22 protein-coding genes are annotated in these 25,338 nt (G+C 61.4%); 10 read left to right on the top strand and 12 right to left on the bottom strand.

What is annotated here, in order from left to right; translation table 11 throughout:
* Positions 1–106: 106 nt before the first annotated feature.
* The 3 genes from LC531_RS01895 to LC531_RS01905 all read right to left on the bottom strand — a co-directional run bounded on the left by LC531_RS01895 (position 107) and on the right by LC531_RS01905 (position 4,095).
* Positions 107–754: a hypothetical protein gene (locus LC531_RS01895; RefSeq protein WP_223648636.1), complete on the bottom strand. Its 648-nt coding sequence runs from the start codon at positions 752–754 to the stop codon at positions 107–109.
* A gap of 172 nt (positions 755–926) precedes the next feature.
* Positions 927–3,059, bottom strand: a complete 2,133-nt coding sequence (locus tag LC531_RS01900; protein ID WP_223648638.1) for a helix-hairpin-helix domain-containing protein — start codon at positions 3,057–3,059, stop codon at positions 927–929.
* A gap of 148 nt (positions 3,060–3,207) precedes the next feature.
* Positions 3,208–4,095, bottom strand: a complete 888-nt coding sequence (locus tag LC531_RS01905) for a hypothetical protein (RefSeq protein WP_223648639.1) — start codon at positions 4,093–4,095, stop codon at positions 3,208–3,210.
* Positions 4,096–4,226: 131 nt separating this feature from the next.
* On the opposite strand from LC531_RS01905, the gene yidD reads away from it, so the two are divergent.
* The 8 genes from yidD to LC531_RS01945 all read left to right on the top strand — a co-directional run bounded on the left by yidD (position 4,227) and on the right by LC531_RS01945 (position 15,105).
* Entirely contained in the window at positions 4,227–4,439 is a 213-nt protein-coding gene (gene yidD / locus LC531_RS01910; RefSeq protein WP_223648640.1) for a membrane protein insertion efficiency factor YidD, read from the top strand.
* Positions 4,440–4,625: 186 nt separating this feature from the next.
* Positions 4,626–5,204, top strand: a complete 579-nt coding sequence (locus LC531_RS01915) for an RNA polymerase sigma factor (protein ID WP_223648641.1) — start codon at positions 4,626–4,628, stop codon at positions 5,202–5,204.
* 210 nt (positions 5,205–5,414) lie between these two features.
* Entirely contained in the window at positions 5,415–6,497 is a 1,083-nt protein-coding gene (locus LC531_RS01920) for a FecR family protein (RefSeq protein WP_223648642.1), read from the top strand.
* A gap of 100 nt (positions 6,498–6,597) precedes the next feature.
* Entirely contained in the window at positions 6,598–10,062 is a 3,465-nt protein-coding gene (locus LC531_RS01925) for a SusC/RagA family TonB-linked outer membrane protein (protein WP_223648643.1), read from the top strand.
* Between the two features lie 68 nt (positions 10,063–10,130).
* Positions 10,131–11,633: a RagB/SusD family nutrient uptake outer membrane protein gene (locus LC531_RS01930; RefSeq protein WP_223648644.1), complete on the top strand. Its 1,503-nt coding sequence runs from the start codon at positions 10,131–10,133 to the stop codon at positions 11,631–11,633.
* Positions 11,634–11,677: 44 nt separating this feature from the next.
* Positions 11,678–12,757, top strand: coding sequence for a LamG domain-containing protein (locus LC531_RS01935; protein ID WP_223648645.1), 1,080 nt, complete (start codon positions 11,678–11,680; stop codon positions 12,755–12,757).
* Positions 12,758–12,859: 102 nt separating this feature from the next.
* A complete protein-coding gene (locus LC531_RS01940) occupies positions 12,860–14,044 on the top strand; it encodes a glycoside hydrolase family 130 protein (RefSeq protein WP_223648646.1) in 1,185 nt (394 codons plus the stop codon).
* Between the two features lie 149 nt (positions 14,045–14,193).
* Positions 14,194–15,105, top strand: a complete 912-nt coding sequence (locus LC531_RS01945) for a hypothetical protein (protein ID WP_223648647.1) — start codon at positions 14,194–14,196, stop codon at positions 15,103–15,105.
* On the opposite strand, the gene lgt is transcribed toward LC531_RS01945, so the two are convergent.
* From lgt to LC531_RS01990, 9 genes are all read right to left on the bottom strand, one after another.
* Positions 15,102–16,100, bottom strand: coding sequence for a prolipoprotein diacylglyceryl transferase (gene lgt, locus LC531_RS01950; protein WP_223648648.1), 999 nt, complete (start codon positions 16,098–16,100; stop codon positions 15,102–15,104). The two genes, LC531_RS01945 and lgt, sit on opposite strands and share 4 nt — an antisense overlap.
* A 111-nt stretch (positions 16,101–16,211) precedes the next feature.
* Positions 16,212–16,520, bottom strand: a complete 309-nt coding sequence (locus LC531_RS01955; protein ID WP_223648649.1) for a hypothetical protein — start codon at positions 16,518–16,520, stop codon at positions 16,212–16,214.
* Positions 16,513–17,151 carry an RNA polymerase sigma factor gene (locus LC531_RS01960; protein WP_223648650.1) on the bottom strand — a complete coding sequence of 213 codons (639 nt, stop codon included), beginning with the start codon at positions 17,149–17,151 and terminating at the stop codon, positions 16,513–16,515. Before LC531_RS01960 ends, LC531_RS01955 begins: the two co-directional genes overlap by 8 nt.
* Positions 17,152–17,411: 260 nt before the next feature.
* On the bottom strand, positions 17,412–17,819 hold the full coding sequence (locus LC531_RS01965; RefSeq protein WP_223648651.1) for a PIN-like domain-containing protein: 408 nt from the start codon (positions 17,817–17,819) through the stop codon (positions 17,412–17,414).
* Positions 17,797–18,492: a DUF433 domain-containing protein gene (locus LC531_RS01970; protein WP_223648652.1), complete on the bottom strand. Its 696-nt coding sequence runs from the start codon at positions 18,490–18,492 to the stop codon at positions 17,797–17,799. The genes LC531_RS01965 and LC531_RS01970 overlap by 23 nt, the downstream gene beginning before the upstream one ends.
* A 70-nt stretch (positions 18,493–18,562) precedes the next feature.
* On the bottom strand, positions 18,563–20,479 hold the full coding sequence (gene nadE, locus LC531_RS01975) for an NAD(+) synthase (RefSeq protein WP_223648653.1): 1,917 nt from the start codon (positions 20,477–20,479) through the stop codon (positions 18,563–18,565).
* Between the two features lie 155 nt (positions 20,480–20,634).
* Positions 20,635–21,369 carry a ribonuclease III gene (gene rnc / locus LC531_RS01980; RefSeq protein WP_223648654.1) on the bottom strand — a complete coding sequence of 245 codons (735 nt, stop codon included), beginning with the start codon at positions 21,367–21,369 and terminating at the stop codon, positions 20,635–20,637.
* A 68-nt stretch (positions 21,370–21,437) separates the two neighbouring features.
* Positions 21,438–22,691 carry a beta-ketoacyl-ACP synthase II gene (gene fabF, locus LC531_RS01985; protein ID WP_223648655.1) on the bottom strand — a complete coding sequence of 418 codons (1,254 nt, stop codon included), beginning with the start codon at positions 22,689–22,691 and terminating at the stop codon, positions 21,438–21,440.
* A gap of 237 nt (positions 22,692–22,928) precedes the next feature.
* Positions 22,929–23,165, bottom strand: a complete 237-nt coding sequence (locus LC531_RS01990) for an acyl carrier protein (RefSeq protein WP_068229068.1) — start codon at positions 23,163–23,165, stop codon at positions 22,929–22,931.
* A gap of 163 nt (positions 23,166–23,328) precedes the next feature.
* Between LC531_RS01990 and LC531_RS01995 the strand changes: the two genes are divergently transcribed.
* Together LC531_RS01995 and pyk are read left to right on the top strand one after the other, a co-directional pair.
* Positions 23,329–23,757 carry an IPExxxVDY family protein gene (locus LC531_RS01995; protein ID WP_223648656.1) on the top strand — a complete coding sequence of 143 codons (429 nt, stop codon included), beginning with the start codon at positions 23,329–23,331 and terminating at the stop codon, positions 23,755–23,757.
* Between the two features lie 96 nt (positions 23,758–23,853).
* On the top strand, positions 23,854–25,296 hold the full coding sequence (gene pyk, locus LC531_RS02000; RefSeq protein ID WP_223648657.1) for a pyruvate kinase: 1,443 nt from the start codon (positions 23,854–23,856) through the stop codon (positions 25,294–25,296).
* Positions 25,297–25,338: the final 42 nt, after the last annotated feature.

A 25,338-nucleotide genomic window follows, 5' to 3' on the forward strand; every position in this document is an offset into this window, starting at 1 on the left:
ACGTTGAAAAGTGAGAAATGGCCGTTGGAGCAGCAAGACCGTTTTCAGAACATTGTAATCTGCTTTTTTTACGTTCGTTGACCTACTTTTTTGTCAAAATCTAAAATTATCTCATATTATTAAGTATTTTAACGACTCCTTCATATTCAGGTAAGTAGAATCCCTTTGACATTTGTTCGTAGTAGCTGCGGTATTTTTTTTCAAGTTGGCCATAATGAGGATTAGAAACTAGTTTAGCTAGAATAAGTCCCACACTGCCTTGATTAATCCAGGGAAAAAGGCTCTTTCTATCTTTGATATTGACCTCTTTCTCAATTTCTTTCAAACTATTATATTGCTGAAAAAACGGAATGGCTACCTGCCTAAACAAGGCTACTAACCCCTGAAAAGTAGGGCTAAGGTCTGCCTCCTTATTTAGTTGAAAGCGATAGTCGTGGCCATCCTTAATAAAGTCCGCTATTGGAAGACCAATTGTTGCAGTGGTCTTGTGGTACTTAGCCTCGAAATAGGACGCTTGGTGGTATAAATTCTCTACTACATTCTTCCGTATCAGTAGCCCTGGATTTATTTCCCATCCTTCGCTGCGCACTAAAAAAACCAAGTGAAGTTTTTGCCACCCATCTGGTACCCTTTTAGTAAATTCTGCTTTCGCTTTATTGAGTGCGAATCCATAAGGCTCAAATTCTGCCTTTAGAAGTGTCAATAGGGTATTACGCAGGTCTCGGTTAGTCATCGTACTGAGATGTTTATTCATTTCTAAAGTGCCCTGCTAGGCATAGAAGTCGGACCGGCCGGAAACTGCCACTTTTCCAAGAGTAGTGGGGTAAGACATGCTATGTTGATTGACTTTTCTTAGTAAAAGTATGTGTAGCATCTAAGCGTGGTATTAAAACGCTCACAACTGGCCCCTACCCCCACACCAACCTTCAGAGCCGGTACCGCACCTGCGCCGTCACCTCCGAGCGCGCATTGCCCTTGATTTCTTCCAGCCCCGAGCCCACGGTAGCCTGGTGGCGGTAGCGGGTTTCGGCGTAGCGCAGCCAGAGGGTGAAGTGTTGGTTGAGCGTGGCTTGCAGCAGGGCGTAGGCCCGCGTGCCCTGGCCGTAGAGGGCGGGTAGCGACACGGCGTAGAGCACGTCCTGCTCAAAGATGTACTGCCGGGTGTCGTAGTCGTCGGTGTCGAAGATGGCGTAGCGGGCGCTCAGGCGCACGCGGCGGGCCAGCGCCACGCTGGCATCCTGGCTGAGCACCGTGCCGCGCCGCCAGGGTAAGCCGTCATCGGCGCGCAAGTAGCTGCCTTGCAGGCGGGTGCGCAGGCCCAGGCGGGGGGTAGGCTGCACGTCGGCATAGAGCAGCAGCGAGTGGCGCAGCTGCTGGCCGGGCAGTGGCACCGGGCGGCCGGTGGTGCTGGTGGGCAGGTCCAGGGGCTTGAGGCGGGCGCGGTACTGCACGTAGAGCAGGCCGGTTTTGGTGGGCGCGAAAGCCAGCCGCAGCAGCGCGTCCTGGCCCTGGCTGGGCGCGCTCACCCGGTAGCGCAGCCAGGCAAACCGAAACTGGTCGAAGTACGCCGAGATTTCCCAGCGGGGTAGGGGCCTGACTTTCAGCCCCAAATACAAGCCGCTCTCATTAATATTCCGGGTATTCTCGCCAAACGCATTGCCGTAAAACGTGTGAAAATCCGCGTCGTAGTGCCGCAGCAGCACGGCCGCGTCCACGTGCGGCCCCAGGCTGGCCAGCACGCCGTTCACCAGGCCCAGGCCGCCGCCGCGGCTGCGCCCGCCCTCGCCGAAGAGCAGCAGATTGCGCCAACCGTAGCTGTAGTGCGCGCCCAGCGCCAGGTTGTCGCGGCCCCGGAATTCGTACCGATTATACGGCTCCGGCCGCTTCTGAAAGGCCGTGCCGTAGTGCGTACCCACGGCCGTAACGCCCAGCAGCAGGTTGCCATCGTGACTGCGGTAGCCAAGGTGGCCGCCGCCCACGGTTTCGGTCAGGCGCTGGCGGTTGGCGATTTCGGTGGCCGTGCGGTGCAGGCCGATCAGCAGCAGGCTGCTGCTGAACTCGTCGAACTGCGCCAGCGAATCGGTGGCCAATTGGGCATTGGCATCAATGTTTTTGCGCGAGGCGAAGGCCGTGGCCTCCCAGCGCGGCGCGAGCTGATAGGTGGCCGCCGCGCCCCGAAAAAACGTGTTTTCGAGTAGCGCCGCGTAGGGCCGCACGCCCAGCGAGGCCCGGCGCAGGGTCGTTATCGTCTCGGCCCCCTTGCCCGCTGTTAGCCCCGACGACAGCAGCAGCCCCTGCCCAAATTGCAGCTGGTAGTCGCCCAGCGCCAGCGTTTTCAGCCTACCCTGCTCGTAGAGCACGACGTGCGCCGACAAAAAATCGGGCCCGAACTGGCGCTGCGCCGGCCGCCAGGCCACGGGCTCGCCCGCGTCTTTCTCCAGCGTGAAGCCCAGGCTGAAATCGTGGGCGTGGCTCACCCGGTAGCGCAGCGCCACGGCATCGGGCGAGCCCAGGTAGCGCAGCGTGGGCCGGCCCCGGAAGGTATCGGCGGCGGTGTATCCCTTGCGCTGTTGCAGAATGCGCTCGTAGCGCAATAGCACGGCGTTATTCTCTTCGTTCTTAATGCGTTGCCAAAGCGGGCCGCGCGCCAGATTAGGACTCAGGCCGGCCACCGTCACGAAGGGCGCGACCCGCTCAATAGTCCGCACGTCCCAGCCCGGCACGGCTTGCAGCTCATACACGCTCAGCAGCGGGCCGGTGGCGCGGCGGTGCGCCAGCAGTGCCGCCACCTGCGCCTCGCGCAGCAGAGGTAGGGCGCGCAGCTCCTCCGGGCTGGCCGCGTTGAGGTTGAGCGGCGACTGGTACAGGCTCAGCAGCGTGCCGTACAGGTTTTCGTAGGGAATCTGGTCCGATTGAATTTCGGCGAAAAGCTCCTGCGCCAGCCGGTCAAATTCGGGGGCGCGGCGCGGAAATTCCTGCGCGGCGGCGCGGCCCGCCAGCAGTGAGAGAATTAAAAATGATAAATGATAAATTAAAAATCGAGGTAGTAGTTTTTTCATGGATAGCGCCTGCTTTTGAGACTCACAAAAAAATCGATTGTCATTGCGAGCGCAGCGCGGCAATCGCACCCGCACGACACCCGCGCCGGTCGTTCGTCCATCGTTCGGGTGCGATTGCCGCGCTGCGCTCGCAATGACAATCGGGGCTTTAATTCTTAATTGCCTCCCTCTCCCCCCACTGCCAGCCCACGCTGAAATACTGGCTCAGGCCCAGTACGTTATGCCAGCCGGCGGCGTAGTCGAGTTGCCAGTCGCCGGCGTGCAGGCCCACGCCGGCGGTGCTTTGCTGGCTCAGGCTGGCGTAGCCCAGGCGCAGGGCCACGGCGGGGGTAGGGCCGTACTCGATGCCGGCCTTCAGGCCCGCGTCGCGCTCCACGTCCTTTTCGACTTCGGCTAGCAGGAGTACCTGCGCGCCGGGGCGGTAGGCCAGGCCGGCGCGCAGCACGGTAGGCACGCGCTCATCCTGGTAGTCAGCTAGTTTAGCTTGGGTGAGGTTGTATAAATACACGCCCAGCGTGAGCTGCCGGGGCAGAATGTCGGCCTGCCCGCCCAGCGAGGCCACCACCGCGCGGCGGCTGCCCAGGTCCTGAAAGCTGATTTGCAGCGCGTCGAGCCGGCCGCCCACGCTCACCACGCCCAGCCGGTAGCCGTAGGCCGCGCCCACCCGCGTTTCATTGTATAAAATGCCGCCAAATCGTTGAGCTTCAAGGCCTAGCACGCCCCGGCCGGCGCGGGCGGGCAGGCCGCCCGCCGCCGGTTCTACCACGCCCAGCGGCAGGGCCAGGGCCACGGCCGCCAGGTTGAGGCTCGGGATGAGGTAGCGGTTCTCGAAATACGCGCCCGCCGCGGGCTGGGTGAGGCTGCCCAGGCCGGCCGCGTTGTTGGCCACGGCCCACACCTCGCCGCCCAGCGTGGCCGAGGCGTTGCCCAGCGCCTGCGCCCGCCCGCCGTGCCCGGCCGGGCCGTTGCCCTGCGCCCGCAGGGGTAGGCGAATAAAAAGTAAGCCAGTTAAGAGAAAGAGTAAGTATTTCACCATAAGTACCGTTGAGGTAAGCAAAGCCGAAATATACTCTAAAATTCAGCCAATACTCATCTTCTGGCTGAGCTGCTACCAGGCAACGGTGCGCCGGCCGCGAACTTTGCTTCTCCGCCGGGTCTTCTTTGCTTATGCTTCGCCGCTTATTGCTGCTGCTGGTGCGCTTCTATCAGCTTTTTATTTCGCCGCTTACCCCGCCGAGCTGCCGCTACGTACCCACCTGCTCGGCCTACGCGGCCGAGGCTATTGGGCGCTACGGGGCCTGGCGGGGGGGTAGGCTGGCGCTGCGCCGCATTGGGCGCTGCCACCCCTGGGGCGGCTCGGGCCACGACCCGGTGCCGTAGGAAGGGTAGAGGACGGGTTCAGCAGCGGGAAGAACAAAAAATGCGCCCGTGCTATCCAGCTTGCGCCAAGCAGGCGGGTAGCGCAAACCGGGAACTCGCGCCAGAAAATAATTTGGGCTAAATTGTTCAGCTTAGCTGCACATTTACTGAGCGGTAGCGTCTTTCGCCACCCGCGCCACCCGCCCCATGACCGACCAATACAGCGCGCAGCTTTGGGAAGCTTTTAAAGGCGGCGATGCCGAGGCCCTAGCGGCGCTATTTGAGGCGTATTACCCGGCCTTATTCAGCTACGGCCTCAAGCTGACCGGTGACGAGGAGCTGGTGAAAGACTGCATCCAGAACCTCTTCCAGAAGCTGTGGCGGCGGCGGTCCGGAGTGCGGGCCGTGCTGGTCGTGAAAGCTTACTTATTCAAAGCCCTGCGCCGCCACCTCGGCGACGAAACCAAGCTGCTGCGGCAGCACCGGCACCTGCTGCCCGCCTACACCGACTCGTTTGAAGTTACCTACTCGCACGAGGAGTTTCTCATTGCCCGGCAGCACGATGCCGAGCAGAGCGCCCGGCTGCTAACGGCGCTCAACCGCCTCTCCAAGCGGCAGCGCGAAGCCCTATACCTCAAGTTCTTCGACGGCTTTTCCTACGAGCGCATTGCCGAGGTAATGTCGCTGAATACCCAATCAGTTCGCAACCTGATTTTTAACGCTTTGCAAGTGTTGAGGCGCGTTCTGGTGGTATCGCTGGCTTTGCTGTGCCTGCTGGTTGGCTAGCGTGGGGCTACCGTCGCTCTCCTCACCCCTTTTGGAGGGGGTAGGGCGAGCCAGGAAGGGGAAGCAAAGCCATGCCTAAAGTGTCGCGATAAGCTTTACAAGGCGGCCCTGAAAAATAGTTTCAAAAAAAAGAGTCCGGGATGAGTATAAATGGCTAGGCGGGCCGTGATGGAGGTGAACCCAGCCGGCCAGGCTATTCTTCCGCGACTTATGCCGTACTCCGCTTACTCCCTGGAAGATTTTCTGGCCGACGAGTCCTTCCAGGATTTTGTGTGGGGACGCGACCCCGAAGCGGTGCAGTTTTGGCAGCAGTGGCGCGCCGACCACCCGGCCCAAGCGGCTGATTTTGAAGAAGCTGTGGCCACGCTGCAGCAGCTGGCCGGAGCCCCGCGGCCCCTGCGCGCCGGGTTGCTGGCGGCCGAGCTAACCAAGCTGCGGCACTACCTCCACGCCGACGACCGGCCGCGCGCGCGGCCGGCTTTGCGTGGCGGGCGGCGCGCCCGGCGCGCGCCCTACTGGCTGGCCCTGGTGGCCGTGCTGGCCGTGGTGGGGCTGCTGCTGACGGGCCGTGGCCGGTGGCCGGGACAAGCGCCAGTGGCGCTTGCCCCGGCCACGTATGCCCGCTACGCTACCCGGCCGGGCGAGCAGCGCCGCCTCACCCTGCCCGACGGCTCCCGCATCGTGCTGAGCGGCAGCACCGAACTGCGCCTGGCCGCTGCCTGGCAGCCCGGCCAGGCCCGCGAAGTGTGGCTCACGGGCGATGCGTATTTCGACGTGCGGCACACGGCTCCGGCCCAGCTCAAAGCCGTGGCGGCGGCTCCGGCCAGCGTGAAGTTCACGGTGCACGCGGGGCCGCTCGATATTGCGGTGCTGGGCACGCGGTTCACGGTATTCAGCCGGGCCCAGCGGGCGGAGGTGGTGCTCAGTGCCGGGCAGGTGCAACTGAGCTTGCCCCGCGGCCCGGTGAAGCCGGTGCTGATGCGGCCCGGCGAGCTGGTGACCTACAACGCGGCTACCCCCGATGCCCCGCTTACGAAGCGGCCGGTGCAGGCGGCCCTCTACTCGGCCTGGACCAGCGGGCAGCTGGACTTTACCGACACGCCGGTGGCCGACATCATCGCGGCCCTGCAAGACACCTATGGCCTCCAGATTACGGTGCGCGACCCCGCCTTGCTGCGCCAGAAGCTGAGTGGCTCGCTCCCCGGCCGCGACCTCGATGGCCTGCTCACTGCCTTTGGTAAGTCGCTGGATGTCAGCGTGCGCCGCCAGGGTAGTCACGTTTGGCTCTACTAGCGGCCGGGCGCGTGGCGCGGCGTTACCTCTCCTGTTGCGGTGGCCGCCTGCGGCGGCCGGCCAGCTTCTTCCTTTTCCCACCCTTGCCATTCTCCCACTCATGGCACACGCTACTCACTTACTGAAAGTACTGCCGCTTTTGCTCCTTGGCGGCCGGCCAGCGCAGGCCCAGGCGCAGCTGGAAGCGGCGCTCACTAGGGCCGGGCAGGCCGCCGAGCCCCGCGCCAGCAGCCGGCGCGATGAGCGCGGCACCTCGCTGGAAAGTATTCTGCAAGAGATGAAAACCGCCCACCATGCGCTGTTTCTCTACCGCAGCGAGGTGGTGAAGGATAAGTTCGTGAACCGGGAAGCGCTGAAATTCAGCACCTGGGAAGAAGAGCTGACGTACGTAATAACGGTGTGCGGCCTGCGCGTGGAAAAGAGCGGGCGCAACCTCTACATCATCTCGGCTCCCAAAAAAGCCGGGGCCGCGCTGCCGGGGCCGGGCGGCGCGGGCGAGGCCAGCCTACCCGGCCGGGCAGCTACTACCGCGCCGACTGCGGCCGTCCCCGTAACGGGCCACGTAACCGGCCCCGACCAGGCGGCCATTCCGGGCGCAACGGTGGTGGTGAAGGGCACCACCAACGGCACAACGGCCGACGCGAGCGGCAACTTTACCCTCACCCTGACCGAGGCGGAGGCCACGCTAGTGGTGTCGGCTATTGGCTACGTGACGCAGGAAATTGCGCTGCAAGGGCGCACCCAGCTGGCCGTGGTGCTGCAAGTCGATGCCAAATCGCTGGACGAGGTGCTGGTGACGGGCTATACCACCCAGCGCAAGGCCGACCTGACCGGGGCCGTGTCGCAGATAAAGCAGAGCGACATCAAGGACCTGCCGGTGACCAACGTAGCCCAGATTATGCAGGGCAAGGCGGCGGGCGTGGCCATTACGGCCGCTACCGGCGCGCCGGGCGAGGCTATTTCGGTGCGTATCCGGGGGGTAGGGACCATCAACGATAATGACCCGCTCTACATCATTGACGGGGTGCCGACCAAGGACGGTATCAACCAGATTTCGCCCGCCGACATTGTGAGCATCAACATTTTGAAGGATGCTTCTTCGGCGGCCATCTACGGGGCACGGGCCTCCAACGGGGTCGTCATCGTGACGACCAAGCGCGGCCAGAGCGGCAAGGCGCGGCTGAGCGTGAGCGCCTATTCCGGGGTGCAAACGGCGGCCAATCTCATCAAGATGGCCAATACCGCCCAGTACGTGGCGGCCTACAACGTGGCGGCCCAGAACGACGGGCGCGACCAGTTTCCGGCGGCCGCCGTGCCTACCCTGCCCGATGTCAACTGGCTCAAGGAAGTGCTTAAGCCCGCCCAGCAGCACAGCGTGCAGCTCGACGTGAGCGGTGGCAATGACAACTCGCAGTATATCGTGTCGGGGAGCTACCTCAACCAGGATGGCCTCATCCAAAACTCGTCCTACGACCGCTACAACCTGCGCACGGCAGTGAGCAGTGCCCTGTCGAAATACGTGAAAATTGGCACCAATGCCAACCTCTCGTATGCCAAAACCCGGCAGGTGGGCACTTCCGGCGATGGTTTCGGGGCCGGCAACCCAGGGGCTAGCGTGGTGCGCTACGCCCTGTTTCGGACCCCGGCTACCCCCGTCTACAACGACCAGGGTCAGCTGGTGGACCTGCCCATGCTGGACGGCAAAAGCGCGGCGGCCTACCTGGGCGACGGCATCAACCCGGTGGCGCTGGCCGACGCGGCCGACCGCAACTTCAACGCCTACGCCCTGCTGGGCGACGCCTACCTAGAGGTGACCCCCACGGCGCACCTGCGCCTGCGCTCCGACTACGGCGTGACGTTCAATATCACCGACTACAAGCAGTTTTTCAAGACCTTCGGCATTGACCGCAACTTCAACTCGCCGCCGCAATTGGCGCAGTCGAGCACCAAGCAGTTCAACTATAACTGGACCAACACGGCCGTGTATGACCTGCCGCTGGGCAAGCACAGCGTGAGCGTGCTGCTGGGCTCAGAGGCCATTCACAACGACGCGCAGGCCATCTCGGCCTCGCGCACGGGCTACGTCAACCAAGCCCCCGACTTTCAGTACCTGGACAGCGGCACCGGCATCTCGCTCAACGGTGGCGGCGAGGCGCATTCGGCGCTGCTGTCGGGCTTCGGGCGGCTGAGCTACGACTACGACGGCGGGCGCTACCTGGCCAGCCTCAACTTCCGGCGCGATGGCTCCTCGCAGCTCTCGCCGGGCCGGCGGGCCGAAAGCTTCTACTCGGGCTCGGTGGGCTGGAACCTGGCGCAGGAGACTTTTATGCAGCGTTTTACGTTTCTAAATCTGCTCAAGGTGCGGGCCAGCGTGGGGCAGCTTGGCAATTCGGCCATTGGCAATTATCCCTACGCCTCGCTCATCGGCAATGCCGGCTACTACCCCTTCGGCGGGGCCTCTACCCAGAGCCTGAGCATCGTGACGACCGGCAACCCCAACGTGCGCTGGGAAACCAGCACTCAATCCGATGCCGGCCTCGACGTGGGGCTGCTGAAGGGTGCGTTGCAGCTCACGGTCGATTATTTTATCAAGAATACGTCCGATGTGCTGCTGTTTTTGCCGCAGCCGCCCAGCGGCGGGGCCGTGGGTAGCCCGGCCGTGAACACCGGCAAAATCCGCAACAACGGCCTGGAGCTGGAGCTGAGCTACCGCACCACCGCCGGCAAGGACTGGAGCTACGGGCTGAGCGGCAACTTTGCTACCCTGCACAACGAGGTGCGGTCGTTGGGTGAAGCGCCGCCCATCGTGGGCGGCCGCATCGACAACAATTACTACGCCACCCTTACCGACGTGGGCCACCCCATCGGCGCGTTCTACCTGCTGCAAACGGAGGGTATTTTTCAGAACGCGCAGGAGGTGTTTACCCACGCCTACCAGGGGCCGGGCATTCAGCCGGGCGACGTGAAGTTTCGGGATATCAGCGGCCCCGACGGGGTGCCGGACGGCGTAATCGACGGCCGCGACCGCACCTTTGTGGGCAGTCCCATTCCGAAGTTTACCTACGGCTTCACGGGTAATGTGCGCTACAAAAGCCTGGACCTGAGCATCTTCTTTCAGGGCGTGCAGGGCAATAAGCTCTACAACCAGGTCAACACCGACATCGAGGGCTTCTACCGGGCCTTCAACCTCACCGAGCGGGCGGCCACCAACTACTGGACCGGCGAGGGCAGCACCAACGAGTTTCCGCGCTTGTCCTGGACCGGGGCCACCAACAACAAGCAGCCCTCGACCCGCTTTCTGGAAGATGGCTCTTATCTGCGCCTGAAGAACTTGCAAGTCGGCTACACCCTCGGCGACCAGCTGCTGAGCCCGCTCCACATTGCCTCGGTGCGGGTGTACGCCAGTATCCAGAATCTGCTAACGTTCACCAAGTACACGGGCCTCGACCCCGAGCAGGGCACTAATAGCAACTCGCTCGGCGACGGCGTGCGGGCCACCGGCATCGACTTCGGTACCTATCCCTCGGCGCGCACCTTCACGGTGGGTATCAACGCGGGTTTTTGAGAAAAAAGCAAAGCGGCGCGGGCCGGCGACGGCCGGCGCGGGCGCTGAAATTTCCCCCTTTCTGACTTATGAAAACTCCCTATCTTGCGTTGGGCCTGGCGGGTGGCCTGCTGCTGGCCGCGGCCGGGTGCAAAAACTTTCTGGAGCAGCCGGTACTGGGGCAGTACGCGGCCGGGCAGTTTTTTACGTCCGACACCAACGCCATCCTGGCCGTGAACGCGGCCTACGTCCCGCTCTCGTTCCGCGACGCTTCTTCCAACGTGCTGTGGGTGCTGGGCGACCTGGCCTCGGACGATGCCCTGAAGGGCAGCAACCCCGGCGACCAGGCCGACTTTCAGAGCGTGCAGGATTTTAACACCACGCCTATCAACGCGGCCGTGGAGGCGCAGTGGAAGCGCGACTACGACGGGGTATTCAAGTGCAACGTGGTGCTCGACGGCCTGCCCGCCACCAACACCAGCGTGAGCCCGGTGGTGCTGGCCCAAGCCGTGGGGCAGGCCCAGTTTCTGCGGGCCTGGTACTATTTTCAGCTCACGACCATCTACGGCGATATTCCGCTGCACCTGACGGTGGAAACGCCCGAGGCGCTGCAAAGCCCGGTGGTGCCGCAGGCCCAGATTTTTGCGCAGGTGGAGGCCGACTGCCAGGCCGCTGCCGCCGCCCTACCCCCCACCTGGACGGGCACCGACGTGGGGCGCGCCACCAAGGGTGCGGCCCTGGCGCTGCTGGCCAAAACGTACTTGTATGAGAAGAAATGGGTGATGGCCGCCCAAACCGCGCAGCAGGTAGATGGGCTGGGCTACAAGCTGTTGCCAGTATTTGCCGACAACTTTCGGGCGGCTACCAAGAACAACACCGAAGCCGTGTTTGCGGTGCAGCACACCAGCAACCTGAGCCCCGGCCAGGGCAATAGCCTCAACCAGTGGTTTGCCCCGCGCGTGCAGAACGGCTACGGCTTTTACTACCCTACCCCCAGCCTGGCAGCCAGCTTCGAGCAGTCGCCGGCCGGGGTGGTAGACCCACGCCTCGACTACACGCTGGGCCGCAAGGGCCAGGACTTCTTTGGCGTGCCCTTCGACACGACCTGGACCACGACGGGCTACTTGTCGAAGAAGCACTTGCAGCCGCTGACCGAAGTGCCGGCCGCTACCAAGGGCGATGGCAACCTCAACTTCCAGGCCATCCGCTACGCCGAGGTGCTGCTGATAGAGGCCGAGGCCCTGAACGAAGCCGGCAACGGGGCGGCCGCCCTGGCACCCCTCAATCAGGTGCGCAAGCGGGCCCGCGAAAGCTACCTCTACGACGCTACCCTGCCGGGCGCGGGCACCGTGCCGCCGGGCCTGCTACCCGACATCACCACCACCGACCAGAGCCAGCTGCGCGACCTCATCCGGCAGGAGCGGCGCGTAGAATTGGCTACCGAGTTTCAGCGCTTTTTCGACATCATCCGCTACGGGCAGGCCTACGCGACCCAGGCCCTGCGCGGCAAGCCCAATTTCAACTACACCAAAAACCGGTTTTTCCCCATTCCGCAGAGCGAGCGGGATACCAATAAAAAGCTGGGTATCTGAGCTTTTAGTCTTTTAACTTCCATTTTTCCCACCCTTCTTTTCCCATGAAAAAGCAAAGATTTTACCTGCTCCTGCTGTCGCTGCTGACGTTGGGCACGCTGAGCGTCATCTCCTCGTGCTCTAAAAACAGTGACCCGGTGGCCCCGGTCGTGGTCATTAATAAAACCCAGCTCACGGCCACGATTGACTCGGTGAATGCCATCTACAATGCCGCTGCGGAGGGTACCAAGCCCGGCTCCTACGCCGTCGGCTCGAAGGCAACCCTGAAAACGTCGATTGACCTGGCCACGACTACTAAGAACGACGCGGCCGCCACCCAGGCGGCCGTGAATACGGCGCTGGCCAACCTGCGCCGGGCCGCCGTGGCCTTCCAAAATAGCCTCATTCAGGAAGTGTCGGCGGCTAACCTGGTGGCGCAGTGGAAGTTTAATGGCAACGCCAACGACGCGACGGCCAACGGCAACAACGGCACGCTCAAAACCGGCCCCAACGGCCCGGCCACCGCGCCCGGCGACGGCGGGGTGTTGCCGATGCTGGTGCCCGACCGCTTCGGGGTAGCCAACCAGGCGTACGATTTTGAGAATGGGGCTTACATTGAGGTGCCGTACAAGGTGGCGCTCAACCCGCAGGCCGTTACGGTGAGCGTGTGGTGCAAGCGCACCGACAGCCACGCCGACAACTATATGGTGTCGCTGAACCGGTGGACGGGATATAAGTTTCAATTACAGTCTTTTAGCAAGCCCTTCCTGACCGTGACCACCACCGTGGCTACCGCCGATAAGGACGACGACTCGGGCATCGTGCCCCTCAATACCTGGACCCACGTGGTGGCTTCCTACGTCGATGGCACCATGAAATTCTACATCGGCGGCAAGCTGATAAAAACCTATACCGACGTGATGGGAGCCATGAAAGTAGTGCCCCAGCCCGTGAACCTGTGCCTGGGCCAGCAGCTGCCCAAGGATATCTACAACAGCGTGCCCACCGGGGGCCAGGCCGCCGACTATTTTCAGTACTACGGCGCGGCCTTTTTCGTGGGCCAGCTCGACGATATCCGCATTTACAACCGCGCCCTGACCGATGCGGAGGTCAGCTCCATTTACACCATCGAGAGTACGCAGTAAGCCCCGCCCTACCCCCCTCCTTACCCCTCAGTCGGGGTAGGAGGGGGTGAATGCGGCCGGATAGTTTTTCTCCCTGATTTAGCCCTCCCCACCCGAATGCGGATGCCCACCCACCACGCGCGAAACTTAGCTGCGGCCGCTACCCTGGCCCTGGCGGCCCTGCTGGGCTGCACCAAGGCAGATAGCTCGCAGGCCACTGCCGCCGTTACCTCCACCAGTTGGCCGCTCCTCGGCTTCGTAAAGGCCGACAGCCTTAACCCCATCATGGGTCCCAGCGCGGTCGGGGTTTTCCTCGACCCCATCTTGAAACAGCCCGTGCACTGGGAGGAAAAGGACGTGTTTAACCCCGCCGTGGTGGTGAAGGACAACAAAGTGTACATGCTGTACCGGGCCGAAAACCTGGTGGGCACGATTGGTAAAGCCTCGCGTATTGGCCTGGCCGTCAGCACCGATGGGCTGCACTTCGTTCGCCAGCTGCAGCCGGTGCTCTACCCCGATAACGATGCCCAGAAGAAGTATGAGTGGCCCGGTGGCACCGAGGACCCGCGCGTGGTGGAAGGCGACGACCACCGCTACTACATGACCTACACGGCCTACGATGGCACCCTGGCCCGCCTGCACGTAGCTACCTCACCCGACCTGGTGCACTGGACCAAGTACGGTAATGCATTTGCCCAAGCCTACGGAGGTAAGTACCTGGATAAGTGGAGCAAATCGGGCTCCATCGTGTCGCGCTACGAAGACGACGGCCGCATTGTAGCCGCCAAAATCAACGGCAAGTACTGGATGTACTGGGGCGATGCCCAAATCTGGCTAGCTACCTCCGACGACCTTATTCACTGGACACCGGTGGAGATGGCCGCCGGCGAAAAGCCGCCCGTGCCCCTGCGCGCCCAGGCCCTGACCATGCCTGATTTGAAGATTATGCTGCCTACCCGCGCCGGCAAGTTCGATAGCGACCTGGTGGAGTCGGGCCCGCCGGCTATGCTCACCGACCAGGGCATCCGGCTGGTATACAACAGCCGCAACGACCCCGCCTTCGGCGATAAAACCCTGCCTCTGGGCACCTACACTGCCAGCCAGGCGCTGTTTGACCAAAACGACCCGACCCACTTGCTCCAGCGCCTCGACACGTATTTCATCCGCCCCGAGCGCCCCTACGAAACCACGGGCCAGGTCAACCAGGTGGTTTTTCTGGAGGGGCTGGCGCGCTTCCAGGGCCGGTGGCTGCTCTACTACGGCACCGCCGACTCCAAGATTGCGGTGGCCGCCCGGCCAGTGGAGTAGGGGAGGGAAAGCCGCGGTATCGTTTCGTGGGTGGAAAGCGCCGCTGCTTATTCCATCATCTTAAAAAAGTGCGTCCGGCCTACGCCGGGCGCGCTTTTTTGCGGCCCTCAGTCAGCCGCTCCGCCACGTCGGCGCGTACAAGGCTGCGTATGAAACTTCCGCTGCTCCTGCTCCTACCCCTCTGCCTTTCCTCCGCCTGCTCCTCGGCTGCCGACAATGCGGGTAGCGCCGGCCAGCCCCAGGATATTACTCAAACGCACCCCGGTAAAAAGGGTAAAAAGGGCCACAAAAAGCACGAAGAAGAAGCCGAAAACCTGCCCAGCGGCCTGCGTCGGGTAGGCCGCCTCACCGATGGCATCCGGGAAAGCTCGGGGCTGTGCGCCGCGCCCGAGGTAGGCACGTACCTCACCTTCGGCGACGATGGCAACCCGCCCACCGTGTGGCGCGTGGATGCTACCGGCCAGCAGGTGGGCGAGTTCACGCTGGGCGCGCCCAACCACGACTGGGAAAGCCTAAGCCGCGACCCTAGCGGCAACTACTACATGGGCGACTGCGGCAACAACAACAACGACCGCCAGAACCTGGCCATCCTGCGCTTCCGGCCCGAGACCCCCGCCCAAGTCGGCAAAATCAACTTCAAATACCCTGACCAAATCGAGTTTCCGCCCAGCAAGAAGGGCCGCAACTTCGACTGCGAAGCCAGCCTCTGGCACGCCGGGCAGGTTTATTTATTCACCAAAGACCGGGGCCAGTCGAGTACCTGCAAGGTATACACTGTGCCCGACCAGCCCGGCAGCTACACCGCTAAGCTCGTGACCAAGCTCGTTATTCCGGGCCAGGTCACCGACGCTACCCTCTCGCCCGATGGCCGCCGCCTCGTGCTGCTGGCCCGCCAGGAATTGTTCATTCTGAGTGGTAATTCCTGGGAGGAAATCCTGAAAGCTACCCCCCGCCACATCAGCCTCGAAGGCGCGGGCCAGACTGAAGGCGTGGCATTTAAGGATGCCAACACGCTGCTCATCACCACCGAGCAGGGCGACGTGTATGAGCTAGGGATTTAACCCTTAACTTTTAGTGCTGCCTCTTCCTCGGCCAAGTCGCGCGGGGCGTAGCCGTAGGGATTTTTCGGGTCTTTGCCGGCGCGCAGCAGCACCCACAAGCCAATGAGAATAAACGGGATACTCAGCAGCTGCCCAATGTTGAGGTGGTACTGCGCGATGATGCCCGTTTCCTGCGACACCTGATTTTCTTTCAAATACTCCACCAAAATGCGGAAGGTGAAAAGCAGCACCACGAACAGCCCGAAGAGTAGGCCGCGGGGCGTGCGCGCCCGGTACTTATTCCACAGACTATAGAGCAGCACGAACAGGAATACGCAGAACAGCGACTCGTAAATCTGGGTAGGGTGGCGCGGTACGGCCATCTCCATTGTGGGGGCAGGGGCGGTGCCGACGGGCAAAACCTCGGTGTGCTCCTCGCCACTGGCCAGGCGGCTGCGCTGCACCAGCGCCGCGCCGGGGGGTAGGGGCGTGACGGGCGCTTGCAGGTGCTCGGTATCGAGCGGAAACACGAAGGCCCAGGGCATATCGGTGGGCTTGCCCACAATTTCGGAGTTCATCAAATTGCCCAGCCGGATGCAGGCTCCGGCGATGGCTACCACAATCACAATGCGGTCGAGCACCCAGAGATAATCAAACTTATTGCGCACGCTAAAAACGTACACCGCCAGCAAAATGCCAATCGTGGCCCCGTGCGAGGCCAGCCCGCCGTGCCAGATTTTGAGAATCTCCCACGGATGCGCGCTGTACGAAGGCCAGTCGTAGAAGAAAACGTGGCCCAGCCGTGCCCCTAGCACCGTGGCCACCACCATGTAAAACGTGAGGACATCGACCCAGTAGGGCCGCACGTCCTCTTTCTTAAACATGTCGGTGATGACAAACGAGCTGATAACGAAGCCCGCCGCAAACAGCACCCCGTACCAGCGCAGCAGCAGCGGCCCCAGGTGGGCAATGATGGGGTCGGCGGTCCAGGTAATATAAGCGAGCGAGGCGGTCATGAACAAAGAAGAAAGAGGGGTCAAAGGTACTGGTCATCGCCGGCATCCCATTTCGCCAGGCGGCTGGCCTATGCTAGCCTGCCAGGGGTAGGAACGCGCTGATTGACCGAATTAGCGGGGTAGCAGCGGGGCAGGTTGGCTGAGCTGATAGGTATTGTGCTGATTGTTTGCCAGTAGCGGGCGCGAGGCTACGTCATCTCCGCTTACCGCTAATCCCAACGCCCCGAGTAGCGCTACGTAGGCCGGGCGGCGCACCCAGTCCGGCAGCCAGGGGCTTTTTAGCGCCGCGCTTGCCGCGAGCCGGGCGTGCACGCGGGCATAAAAAAACGGTCGGGGCTGGGCTTTAGGCTGGTGCCGAAGCTGACGCAGCAGCGCCTCCCATTCCTCATCGGAGCCGGGGCGAACGGGGGAGTTAGACATGGGTAGCAGGGGGTTGAAGGTATCGCCGCAACGTCTGCCGTGCCCGAAACAGGAGGGATTCGACCGCCGAAACTGTGGTATCGAGCACGGCGGCTATTTCCTGGTAGCTAAGCTCCTGCTCGTGGCGCAGAGTGAAAGCCACCTGTTGGGGGCCGGGCAGGCGGCCAATGTGGTGCAGCAATAAAGCCAGCTGCTGCTGGCCTTCTAGCAGCGCCAGCGGGTGCGCGTGGTCGGGCGGCTCGTGCAGCACTTGGTTGTCAAAGCCCAGCAGGCTGGTGAAATAAGCAAAGCGCTTGCGGGCCTTCCCGCGGCGGCGGTGCTGCAAGGCCCGCGACGTGGCCAGCCGGTAGAGCCAGGTGCTCAAGCTAGCCTCGCCCCGAAACTGCGCTACCGTTTGGTATACTTCCACAAACACCTCCTGCGCCACATCCTCAGCCTCCTCCGCCGACCGCAGCAGGGAATAAACCGTGGCATAAATCCGGTCCTTGTAGCGCGCTACCAGGGTGCGAAATGCCGCCTCGCTACCTTCGCGGAGCTGCGCCACTAGCTCGGCATCGGCCACAGCGGCGTGCCCATCGGAATGGTAAGCTGGCGGCGTGGGGGTATCAAGTAGCGAGAGGCTAAGCGCCATAAAACCAAAGCGGCAAGTCCGATTGAAGGAGTGCGTAGCACCTGCCGCTAGTAGCGGCGGGCGTTACGGAAGCTTAGGTGCTAATAGGCTAAATTACTTGCGCGGCTTCGGATTATTAATGAGTAAAGTGCTGACTAACAATTCGTATTATTTACAGTGCCAGCAATTTTGGCCTGCTACTGCCGCGTCTGTAGGGAATCAAAATATCTGCTAATTAAAGTAATTACGAGCGCAAAATTATTCTCTTCAGATTAGAGCTTTTACGCTAACGGTTGGGCCAGTACCCGGCTATCGGCGTAAATCTTGGCGATGAAGGGCCGGGTCGTATGCTTAGCAAATGCCTGCATCGCGGGCAGCGCTTTTATGATGCAATTAGCTATTCGCTGGCCATTCAGCTTCTTGGCAACCAGTACAAAACTGCCTACCCCGCTGCTCAGGAGGGCAGCTTTCTCCAGGTTATTGTAACTGATATTCTGGTCCAGCGTCAGCACCAGCCAACCCGCTCGCCCGGCGTGGGCCAGCCACTCCGTATCGGGCGTGGCTTGTGGAAAGATATCGTCGTGCCGCACAAAATTAACGCCAAGCTCGCGGAGCGCACTCATTAGCAAGTGCACCGAGGCACCTCGGTCCAGAAATAGCGTAAACTCAGGCAGCTGCTCCAAGCTCATAGCGCAAAGCCTCCTCAATAGCCGCTTCCGTTAGGTTGTAGTCGGCCACTAAATCGCGGATGGAATCGCCAGCCCGGTAGCGCGAAACAACAATATCAACCGCGATGCCGGAAGTGGCCAGTACCGGCCTTCCAAACGAAATGGTAGGGTCTACCGCTATCAGCATGGGGGATTGGCTAACGTCAGCCGCGGTTTCCGCATCGGCCCGGTAGAGGGGGTAGAGGCGAAGTGGAAAACCAGTCGCGTCGCGCTCAATCCGCTGTAAATAAGCGGCTACCAATTCCCGAATAGCTACCTGCCCGTGCCGCGAAGCATTGATAAGCACGTCTAACTCGCGGATGAATAAGTCAACGCCATCGGTTTCAAACTGCTGCTCGGCCAGGGGGTAGTCAGTACCCGCGCTCCTGCGCACGAACTGCACCGCTTGGCGAACTTTGCCCAGCGGCACGCGGTGCAAGCGCCGAATGGCAGCCAGCACGTGCAGCTCCACCAGGTTTAGAAAGGATAAGCCGGCTTTGCCCGGCTGCCGCACCAGTAGGCCCGTCTCAGCCGCCGCCCACCGGGCCGTAGTTTTCAGCGGAAGCCCCGTTAAATGCGCGGCCTGCTGCACCGTGTACAGCGGCAGCCGGTAAGCGGCTTGGCTGGCATACAGTTCTTGAAGCGCGTCAGACATGGGGGTGAGGAGCAACGGGGCGTGAATGTACGAGTTTAACGCGCTTTTTTGCCAAAGGCGTCAGCCCGTGCTACAACCCCGCCAGCTCCTCCCCAAAGCCGCCGCTGAGGATGGGGAAGCGCAGCCACGAGCGCGGGTCCACGTTGTAGTCATCGAGGTGGAAGCTAGGCGCGTAGCGCTCGCGCTTCCATTGGTTGCGGCTCCAGAGGGTGTAGAAGCGCCGCACGTAGGTGCGCAGCTGGTCGGGGTCGGCGTGGGGGTCTTCGGCCACGAGCTGGGCCAGCACGGCGGCGGGGGCCAGGCGGTCGTAGAAGGCTAGGCGCTCAATGCGGTTAAGCAGGGGGTAGGGCATGAGGTCGCGCTCGTCGGTCTGGTTATCGGCCAGCGGGCGCAGCTCGGCGGTGGGTTGCAGGGCATTCACGTGGCGCAGGGCGGCGTAGCCCAGCTCGGTTTCGGCCCAGCACAACCACTTCTTCACGAAGTACTTATCCACGCCCGCAATGGGCGAGATGCTGCCCGCCGTGTCGCCGTCCATCGTGCAGTAGCCCACGCTGGCCTCCGAGCGGTTACTCGTGGTGAGCAGCAGGCAGTTCTGTACGTTGGCCAGCAGCCAGATGCCGGGCGCGCGTACCCGCGCCTGAATATTTTGCAGCGCCAGGTCGTCGGTTTGCCAAGTCAATTCGCGGCCCAGCGCGCCCTCAATCTTGCCCACGTAGCCGCGCACCTCGTCGTCAATCGTCCAGTCAAAAAACCGCGCCCCAATGCTTTCCGCTAATTCTTTAGCCGAATTAAACGTATCGTCGGAGGAATTGACCGTGCCCTGGTAGGCGCAGGTCAGCAGGTGGTTGACCAACTCCTGATTGGCCGTAAGGGAGGGGGTAGGGGCCACTGGCTCCACTACCACTTGCTCCGCCGGGCCGCCCGCGCCGGTCTGCACCACGTCTTTTTTGGCCTCGTCGAAGGCCCCGCTACGGCGCTTAAATTCTTCCACGCCCAGCTCTTCCACGCCCAGGCGCACCATTTCGGCCACGCCCACGGCGCAGAAGCACGAATCTGCCCCGCCGCTCAAACTCAGCACGAAGCCGCGGCTGCGCGCCTTGCGCAGGTAATCGAACAAACCCAGGCTCATGGCCTGGTTCAGCTCGCGGTACTCGTCGGGCTCGGGCAGCGGTACGATGACATCGGCCACTGCGAGGGGGGTAGCAAAATCCACATCGGCCCACTCTAGGTCCACGGCCTTGAAGCTCAAGAGCTGGTTGCGCTTGAGCAAATGGCCGTTGCGGGCAATCAGAATCTCGCCGTCATAAATAATGCGGCCCGCCTCGTTTCCTAGCAAATTGGCGTAGAGGTAGGTGCAGGCAAACTTACGCGAAGCGTTAAGCACCAGCTTATAGCGCAAATCCGTTTTGCTCATCGCAAAGTGACTGGCCGAGGGATTAATAATCAAATCGACCTTGCCCGCCAGGCGGCAGGCGGGCCGCACGTCGTCCGCCCGCCAGGCATCCTCGCAGATTTCAAACCCAAACCGCACGCCCAAATGCTCAAACGTGAGGTCGCCCAGCGGCCAGCTTTCGCCCTCCAACGTTACCGTCGTCGTCTCGCCTGCCGGCCACGGCGCAAAAAAGCGCGTTTCGTAATGCACCCCGTCATTGGCCAGAAACTGCTTGGCTGCGAAGCCTAGAATCTGCCCGTCGCGCAGCACGGCGGCCGTGTTATACGTGCGGTGCGCCAGCCGCACCGGCAGCCCCACCACCACGCAAATACCCTCCGTCAGCGGCCGGATTTTTTGCAAATGCGCCAGCGCCGAGGCCGGCAGCCAGTCGCTCAGAAATAAATCCTCGCAGTTGTAGCCCGTCAGGCACAGCTCGGGCAAGCACAGCAGCCCTACCCCCTCGCTTTTGGCCTGCTCAATGGCGGTGCTGATATTCTGAATATTATGCGCCCAATCGAAAGGAATCTGGTTGAGAGCGGCTCCGGCGATACGCATGGGTAAAGAGGGGTAGGGACCTAAATCATTTTTCGTCCGTCATTGCGAGCAAAGCGAAGCAATCGCACCAGAACGATAGTAGAACAATCGGCGCGGGTTTCGTTCTGATGCGATTGCTTCGCTTTGCTCGCAATAACAGCCGCCCCTTTGTCAGTTCACGCCCCCAGCGCAACTAAGGCCCGCTCGGCGGCCAGCTGTTCGGCCTGCTTTTTATTGAGGCCCATGCCAGTGGCCACTACCTCATCGCCCAGCAGCACGGTAGCCGTAAACTCCATGACGCCGCCCGGCCGGGGCTCGCCGCTGATTTCGTAGCGCACCTCCTTACCCCGCCGCTGCGCCCACTCAATGAGCTTGCTTTTATAGTTGGAAGTCGTGGTAGTTAGTTTATTAACGTCCACGAAGGGCTTTATCAAGCCCTTGAGCACAAACTTGCGGGCGGCCTTGTAGCCCAAATCCAGGTACACCGCGCCCACCAGCGCCTCCAGCGCGTTGCCATTCACGGAGCGTGAGCGGGCCACCCGGCTCTGCGCCGAATCGAGCTGCACCAGCTTGTCGAGGCCCATTTTGAGGGCGATGGCGTTCAGGCTTTCGCGGTTGACGATGCGCGAGCGCGTCTCGGTCAGGAAACCCTCCTGCTCGTGAGGAAATTTTTTAAATAAATACTCGGCTACCACCGTGCCCAGCACGGCATCGCCCAGAAATTCCAGCCGCTCGTTGCTTTGGTGGCGGCCCGCCCCCGGCTCGGCCCGCACCACCGACGAGTGCGTGAACGCCAACTGGTAGAGCCGGGTATTATCCGGGTTTTGGCCGATGACGATAGCCACGGCCTGCCGAAACTGCTTGTCGCTGCCCAGCAGCCGCCTGAACAAGCCAAAGAGGGGTAGGGGCATTAGAAAATAACCGTTGGCAATTAGCTTCTTAATAGAGTAAAAAAGAACGTCATGCTCATCTGGCTTTACTACTCGCTCAGCTTACGAAAAATAACCGACGTATTGTGCCCGCCGAAGCCAAACGTATTGCTCATGGCTACCCGCACGTTGCGTTTCTGCGCCACATTGGGCGTAAAATTCAGGGCCTGATTGATTTCCGGGTCGGGCGTGTGCAAGTTGATGGTGGGCGGCACTAGGCCGTACTGCATGGCCAGAATACTCGCCACTGCCTCAATGCCGCCCGCGCCGCCCAGTAGATGGCCGGTCATGCTCTTGGTAGAGGAAATATTGAGCTTGGTGGCGTGCTCGCCGAATACGGTTTCGATGGCCTTAATCTCGGCCCCGTCGCCGAGCGGCGTGCTCGTGCCGTGGGTGTTGATGTAGTCCACGTCCTCGGGCTGAATGCCAGCATCGCGCAGGGCGTTGCGCATCACCAGCACCACGCCCGAGCCGCTGGGGTCGGGAGCCGTGATGTGGTAGGCATCCGACGACATGCCGCCGCCGATAACCTCGCAGTAGATTTTTACCCCGCGGGCTTTGGCGTGCTCGTATTCTTCGAGTACCAGCGCGCCCGCGCCTTCGCCCAGCACGAAGCCATCGCGGTCCTTGTCGTAGGGCCGCGAGGCGGTGGCCGGGTCGTCGTTGCGCTCACTCATGGCCTTGAGCGCGTTGAAGCCGCCTACCCCCGATTCGGTGATGGCCGCCTCCGAGCCGCCGGTGACAATGGCATCGGCCAGCCCAAGGCGGATATTATTGAAGGCGGCAATGAGCGCGTCATTAGACGAGGCGCAGGCCGAGGTGGTGACGAAATTGGGGCCGCGAAAGCCGTTCTTAATGGAAATATTGCCCGACGACGAGTCGGCAATCATGCGTGGGATGAAGAAGGGCGAGTAGCGGGGCGTGCCATCGCCGCGCTCAAACTGGAAGCATTCTTCCTGCAACGACTTCAGCCCCCCAATGCCCGAGCCCCAGATAACGCCCACGCGGTCCTTATCTACCCCGCCCGTCAGTAGGCCCGCGTCGGCGATGGCCTCGTCGGCAGCAATGACGGCGAACTGCGTGAATAGGTCCATCTTACGGCCTTCCTTGCGGTCGAAGTAGGCGTCCGGGTTGTAGTCTTTAACCTCGCAGGCGAAGCGGGTTTTAAACTTAGCCGCATCGAAGCGGGTGATGGGCGCGGCCCCACTCACGCCGTTTTTGAGCCCCTCCCAGTAGGTGGGGGCGGTACTGCCCAGCGGGGTAATGGCCCCCAGGCCGGTTACGACAACGCGGCGAACATTCATCGCAGATTCAAACTGGTTAAACGAATAAAACGGATACGCCGCTCCGCGGCTGACTAGCTAAGCGGGCGGACGAGCAGTTGGGCAGCCTGCGGCTGGCCCAAAATGCCAAAACCGGCCGGCAGCTAGCCGGCCGGTTCACAAACACAAACTCAGAAATTCAAACGCCTGCCTCCAAAAAACAGTTAGCCGCGGAGCGGCGTATCCGTTTAATCAGTTTAATCCGTTTGAATCTGCGGTCTATTTGGCGTGTTCTTCGAGGTAGCTCACCGCCTGGCCCACGGTCTGGATGTTCTCGGCCTGGTCGTCGGGGATGCTGACGTTGAATTCTTTCTCGAATTCCATAATCAGCTCCACGGTGTCGAGTGAATCGGCACCCAGGTCGTTGGTGAAGCTGGCTTCCGGGGTTACTTCCGAGGCTTCAACACCCAGCTTATCGATAATGATGGCTTTTACTTTTTCGGCGATTTCAGACATTGCAGTCGTGGTTAAGGGGAAACTTGCCTGCAAAGTAACGTTACTTTTTCCAACTGCCCAGCGAATTGCCTTCAGCGAGGGCGTACAATATTTTGGCCTACCCCCCTCGGCGCGTCCCATGTGCCCGGCCGAAAGCAGTAGCTTTGCACTTCGCCGCTGACTCATGAAAACCCTAACGCTAGAGGCCGAGTACGACTGCGACTTCGCATTATACGGCCTGGTTTCCGGCACCCGCGATTACACGCTGGCCTGGAGCCTCAACCGCGGCCTGCGCCTGCGCCTGCTGCGCCAGCCCGACTATGTGCTGAACTTAGTGCAGCAGGGCGCGCTAGCCTTCAGCTATTACCTCTACGGCACGGATGTCCTTACCTTGCGGCTGCTGCGCAACCGGGCGGCCTTGCCTTCGGTGCTGGCCAAGCCGTATCTGGCCCCCGATATTCGGGAGTACGACTACTTGCTGCAAGTGTGTGGTGGGGCCGACGAGCTAGCTGGCACCGAGCTGCTCGACCGCCTCACGGCCCTACCGGTGGTGCAGTACGCCAGCGAGCTGGACCCCTACGAACTGAAATACAAAGAGAACCTGATTTTTTGACCCGCGCGCCCTCCTGCCCACCCGCCCTAGACGTTCTACCTCACTTTATTCAGAAAAAAGCTACTAGCCACTCGGTATTAGCCATCAGCTACTAAAATGGAACCATCCACCGTCTCCTTCAACAAGACTAAAATCGTGGCCACGGTTGGGCCCGCCTCCAATACCTACGAGCGCCTGGGGATGCTCATCCGTGAGGGGGTAGACGTATTTCGGCTCAACTTCTCGCACGGCGCGCACGACGAGCACCTGTCCGTTATTAACACCGTGCGCCGCCTGAATAAGGACCTGCGCACCAACGTGGGCCTGCTGCAAGATTTGCAGGGACCAAAAATCCGGCTGGGTGAGGTAGAGGGCGGCAGCGTCGAAATCAAGCGCGGCGATAAAATCAAGCTGGTGTGCGGCGAGAAGGAAACCAGCACCGCTACCCGCCTGAGCACGATTTATATGGGCCTGGCCCGCGACGTGAAGCCCGGCGACCAGATTCTGATTGACGACGGCAAGATTGAGTTGAAAGTGCTGGCCACCGACCGCGACCACGAAGTGGACGTGGAGGTGATATACGGCGGCACGGTGAAACCCCGCAAAGGCATCAACCTGCCTGACTCGGATGTTTCGGCCCCCAGCATGACGGAGAAGGACATTGAGGACCTGCACTTTGGCTTGGCTAACGACGTGGACTGGGTGGCACTGAGCTTCGCCCGCAAGGCCGACGACATTCGCTTTATCAAGAAACTGATTGCCGAGGCGGGCAAAACCACCCGCGTTATCGCCAAGATTGAAACGCCCGACGGCCTGCGCAATATTGACGAGATTATCGCCATCACCGATGCCGTGATGGTGGCCCGCGGCGACCTCGGCGTGGAGGTGAAGATGGAGGAGGTGCCGATGGCGCAGAAAATGATTATCGAGAAGTGCAACAAGGCCGGTAAGCCCGTTATCGTGGCCACCCAGATGATGGAGAGCATGATAACGGCCCCGCGCCCGACCCGCGCCGAAACCAGCGATGTAGCCAATGCCGTAATTGACGGTACCGACGCGGTGATGCTCTCGGCCGAAACCGCCGTGGGGGCCTACCCCGCCGAAGTTATCCGCTCGATGGTGGCCACCATCGTGAGCGTGGAAAGCCGCAGCCCCAAGCTGTTCAATAAGTGGTGGCCGGTAGACGCTACCGCCCCCACGTTTATCGTCGATAGCATCTTGTCGGCTGCGTGCCACCTGGCCAAAAACACGGGGGCTAAGGCCCTGGCCGGCCTCACGCACGAAGGCTACACGGCCTTCGAGCTGTCCAAATACCGTCCCAAAGCCGCTATTTTTATCTTCACCGACAACCGGCCGCTACTCACCGTGCTTAGCTTGGTGTGGGGCGTGCGCGGCTTCTACTACGACCGCTTCAACAGCACCGACGCTACCATCGTGGATATCCGCCACGTGCTCGTAACCACCGGGCACCTCAAGGAAGGCGACGTATTCGTGACTACCGGCACCATGCCCATCACTGAGCGCGGCCGCGCCAACATGGTGAAAGTAACCGTCGCTTAGACCACTAATTAGCACGAATTTTAGCAGATTTTACGGATTTTG

The sequence above is a fragment of the Hymenobacter psoromatis genome (assembly GCF_020012125.1).
Lineage (GTDB): Bacteria > Bacteroidota > Bacteroidia > Cytophagales > Hymenobacteraceae > Hymenobacter > Hymenobacter psoromatis.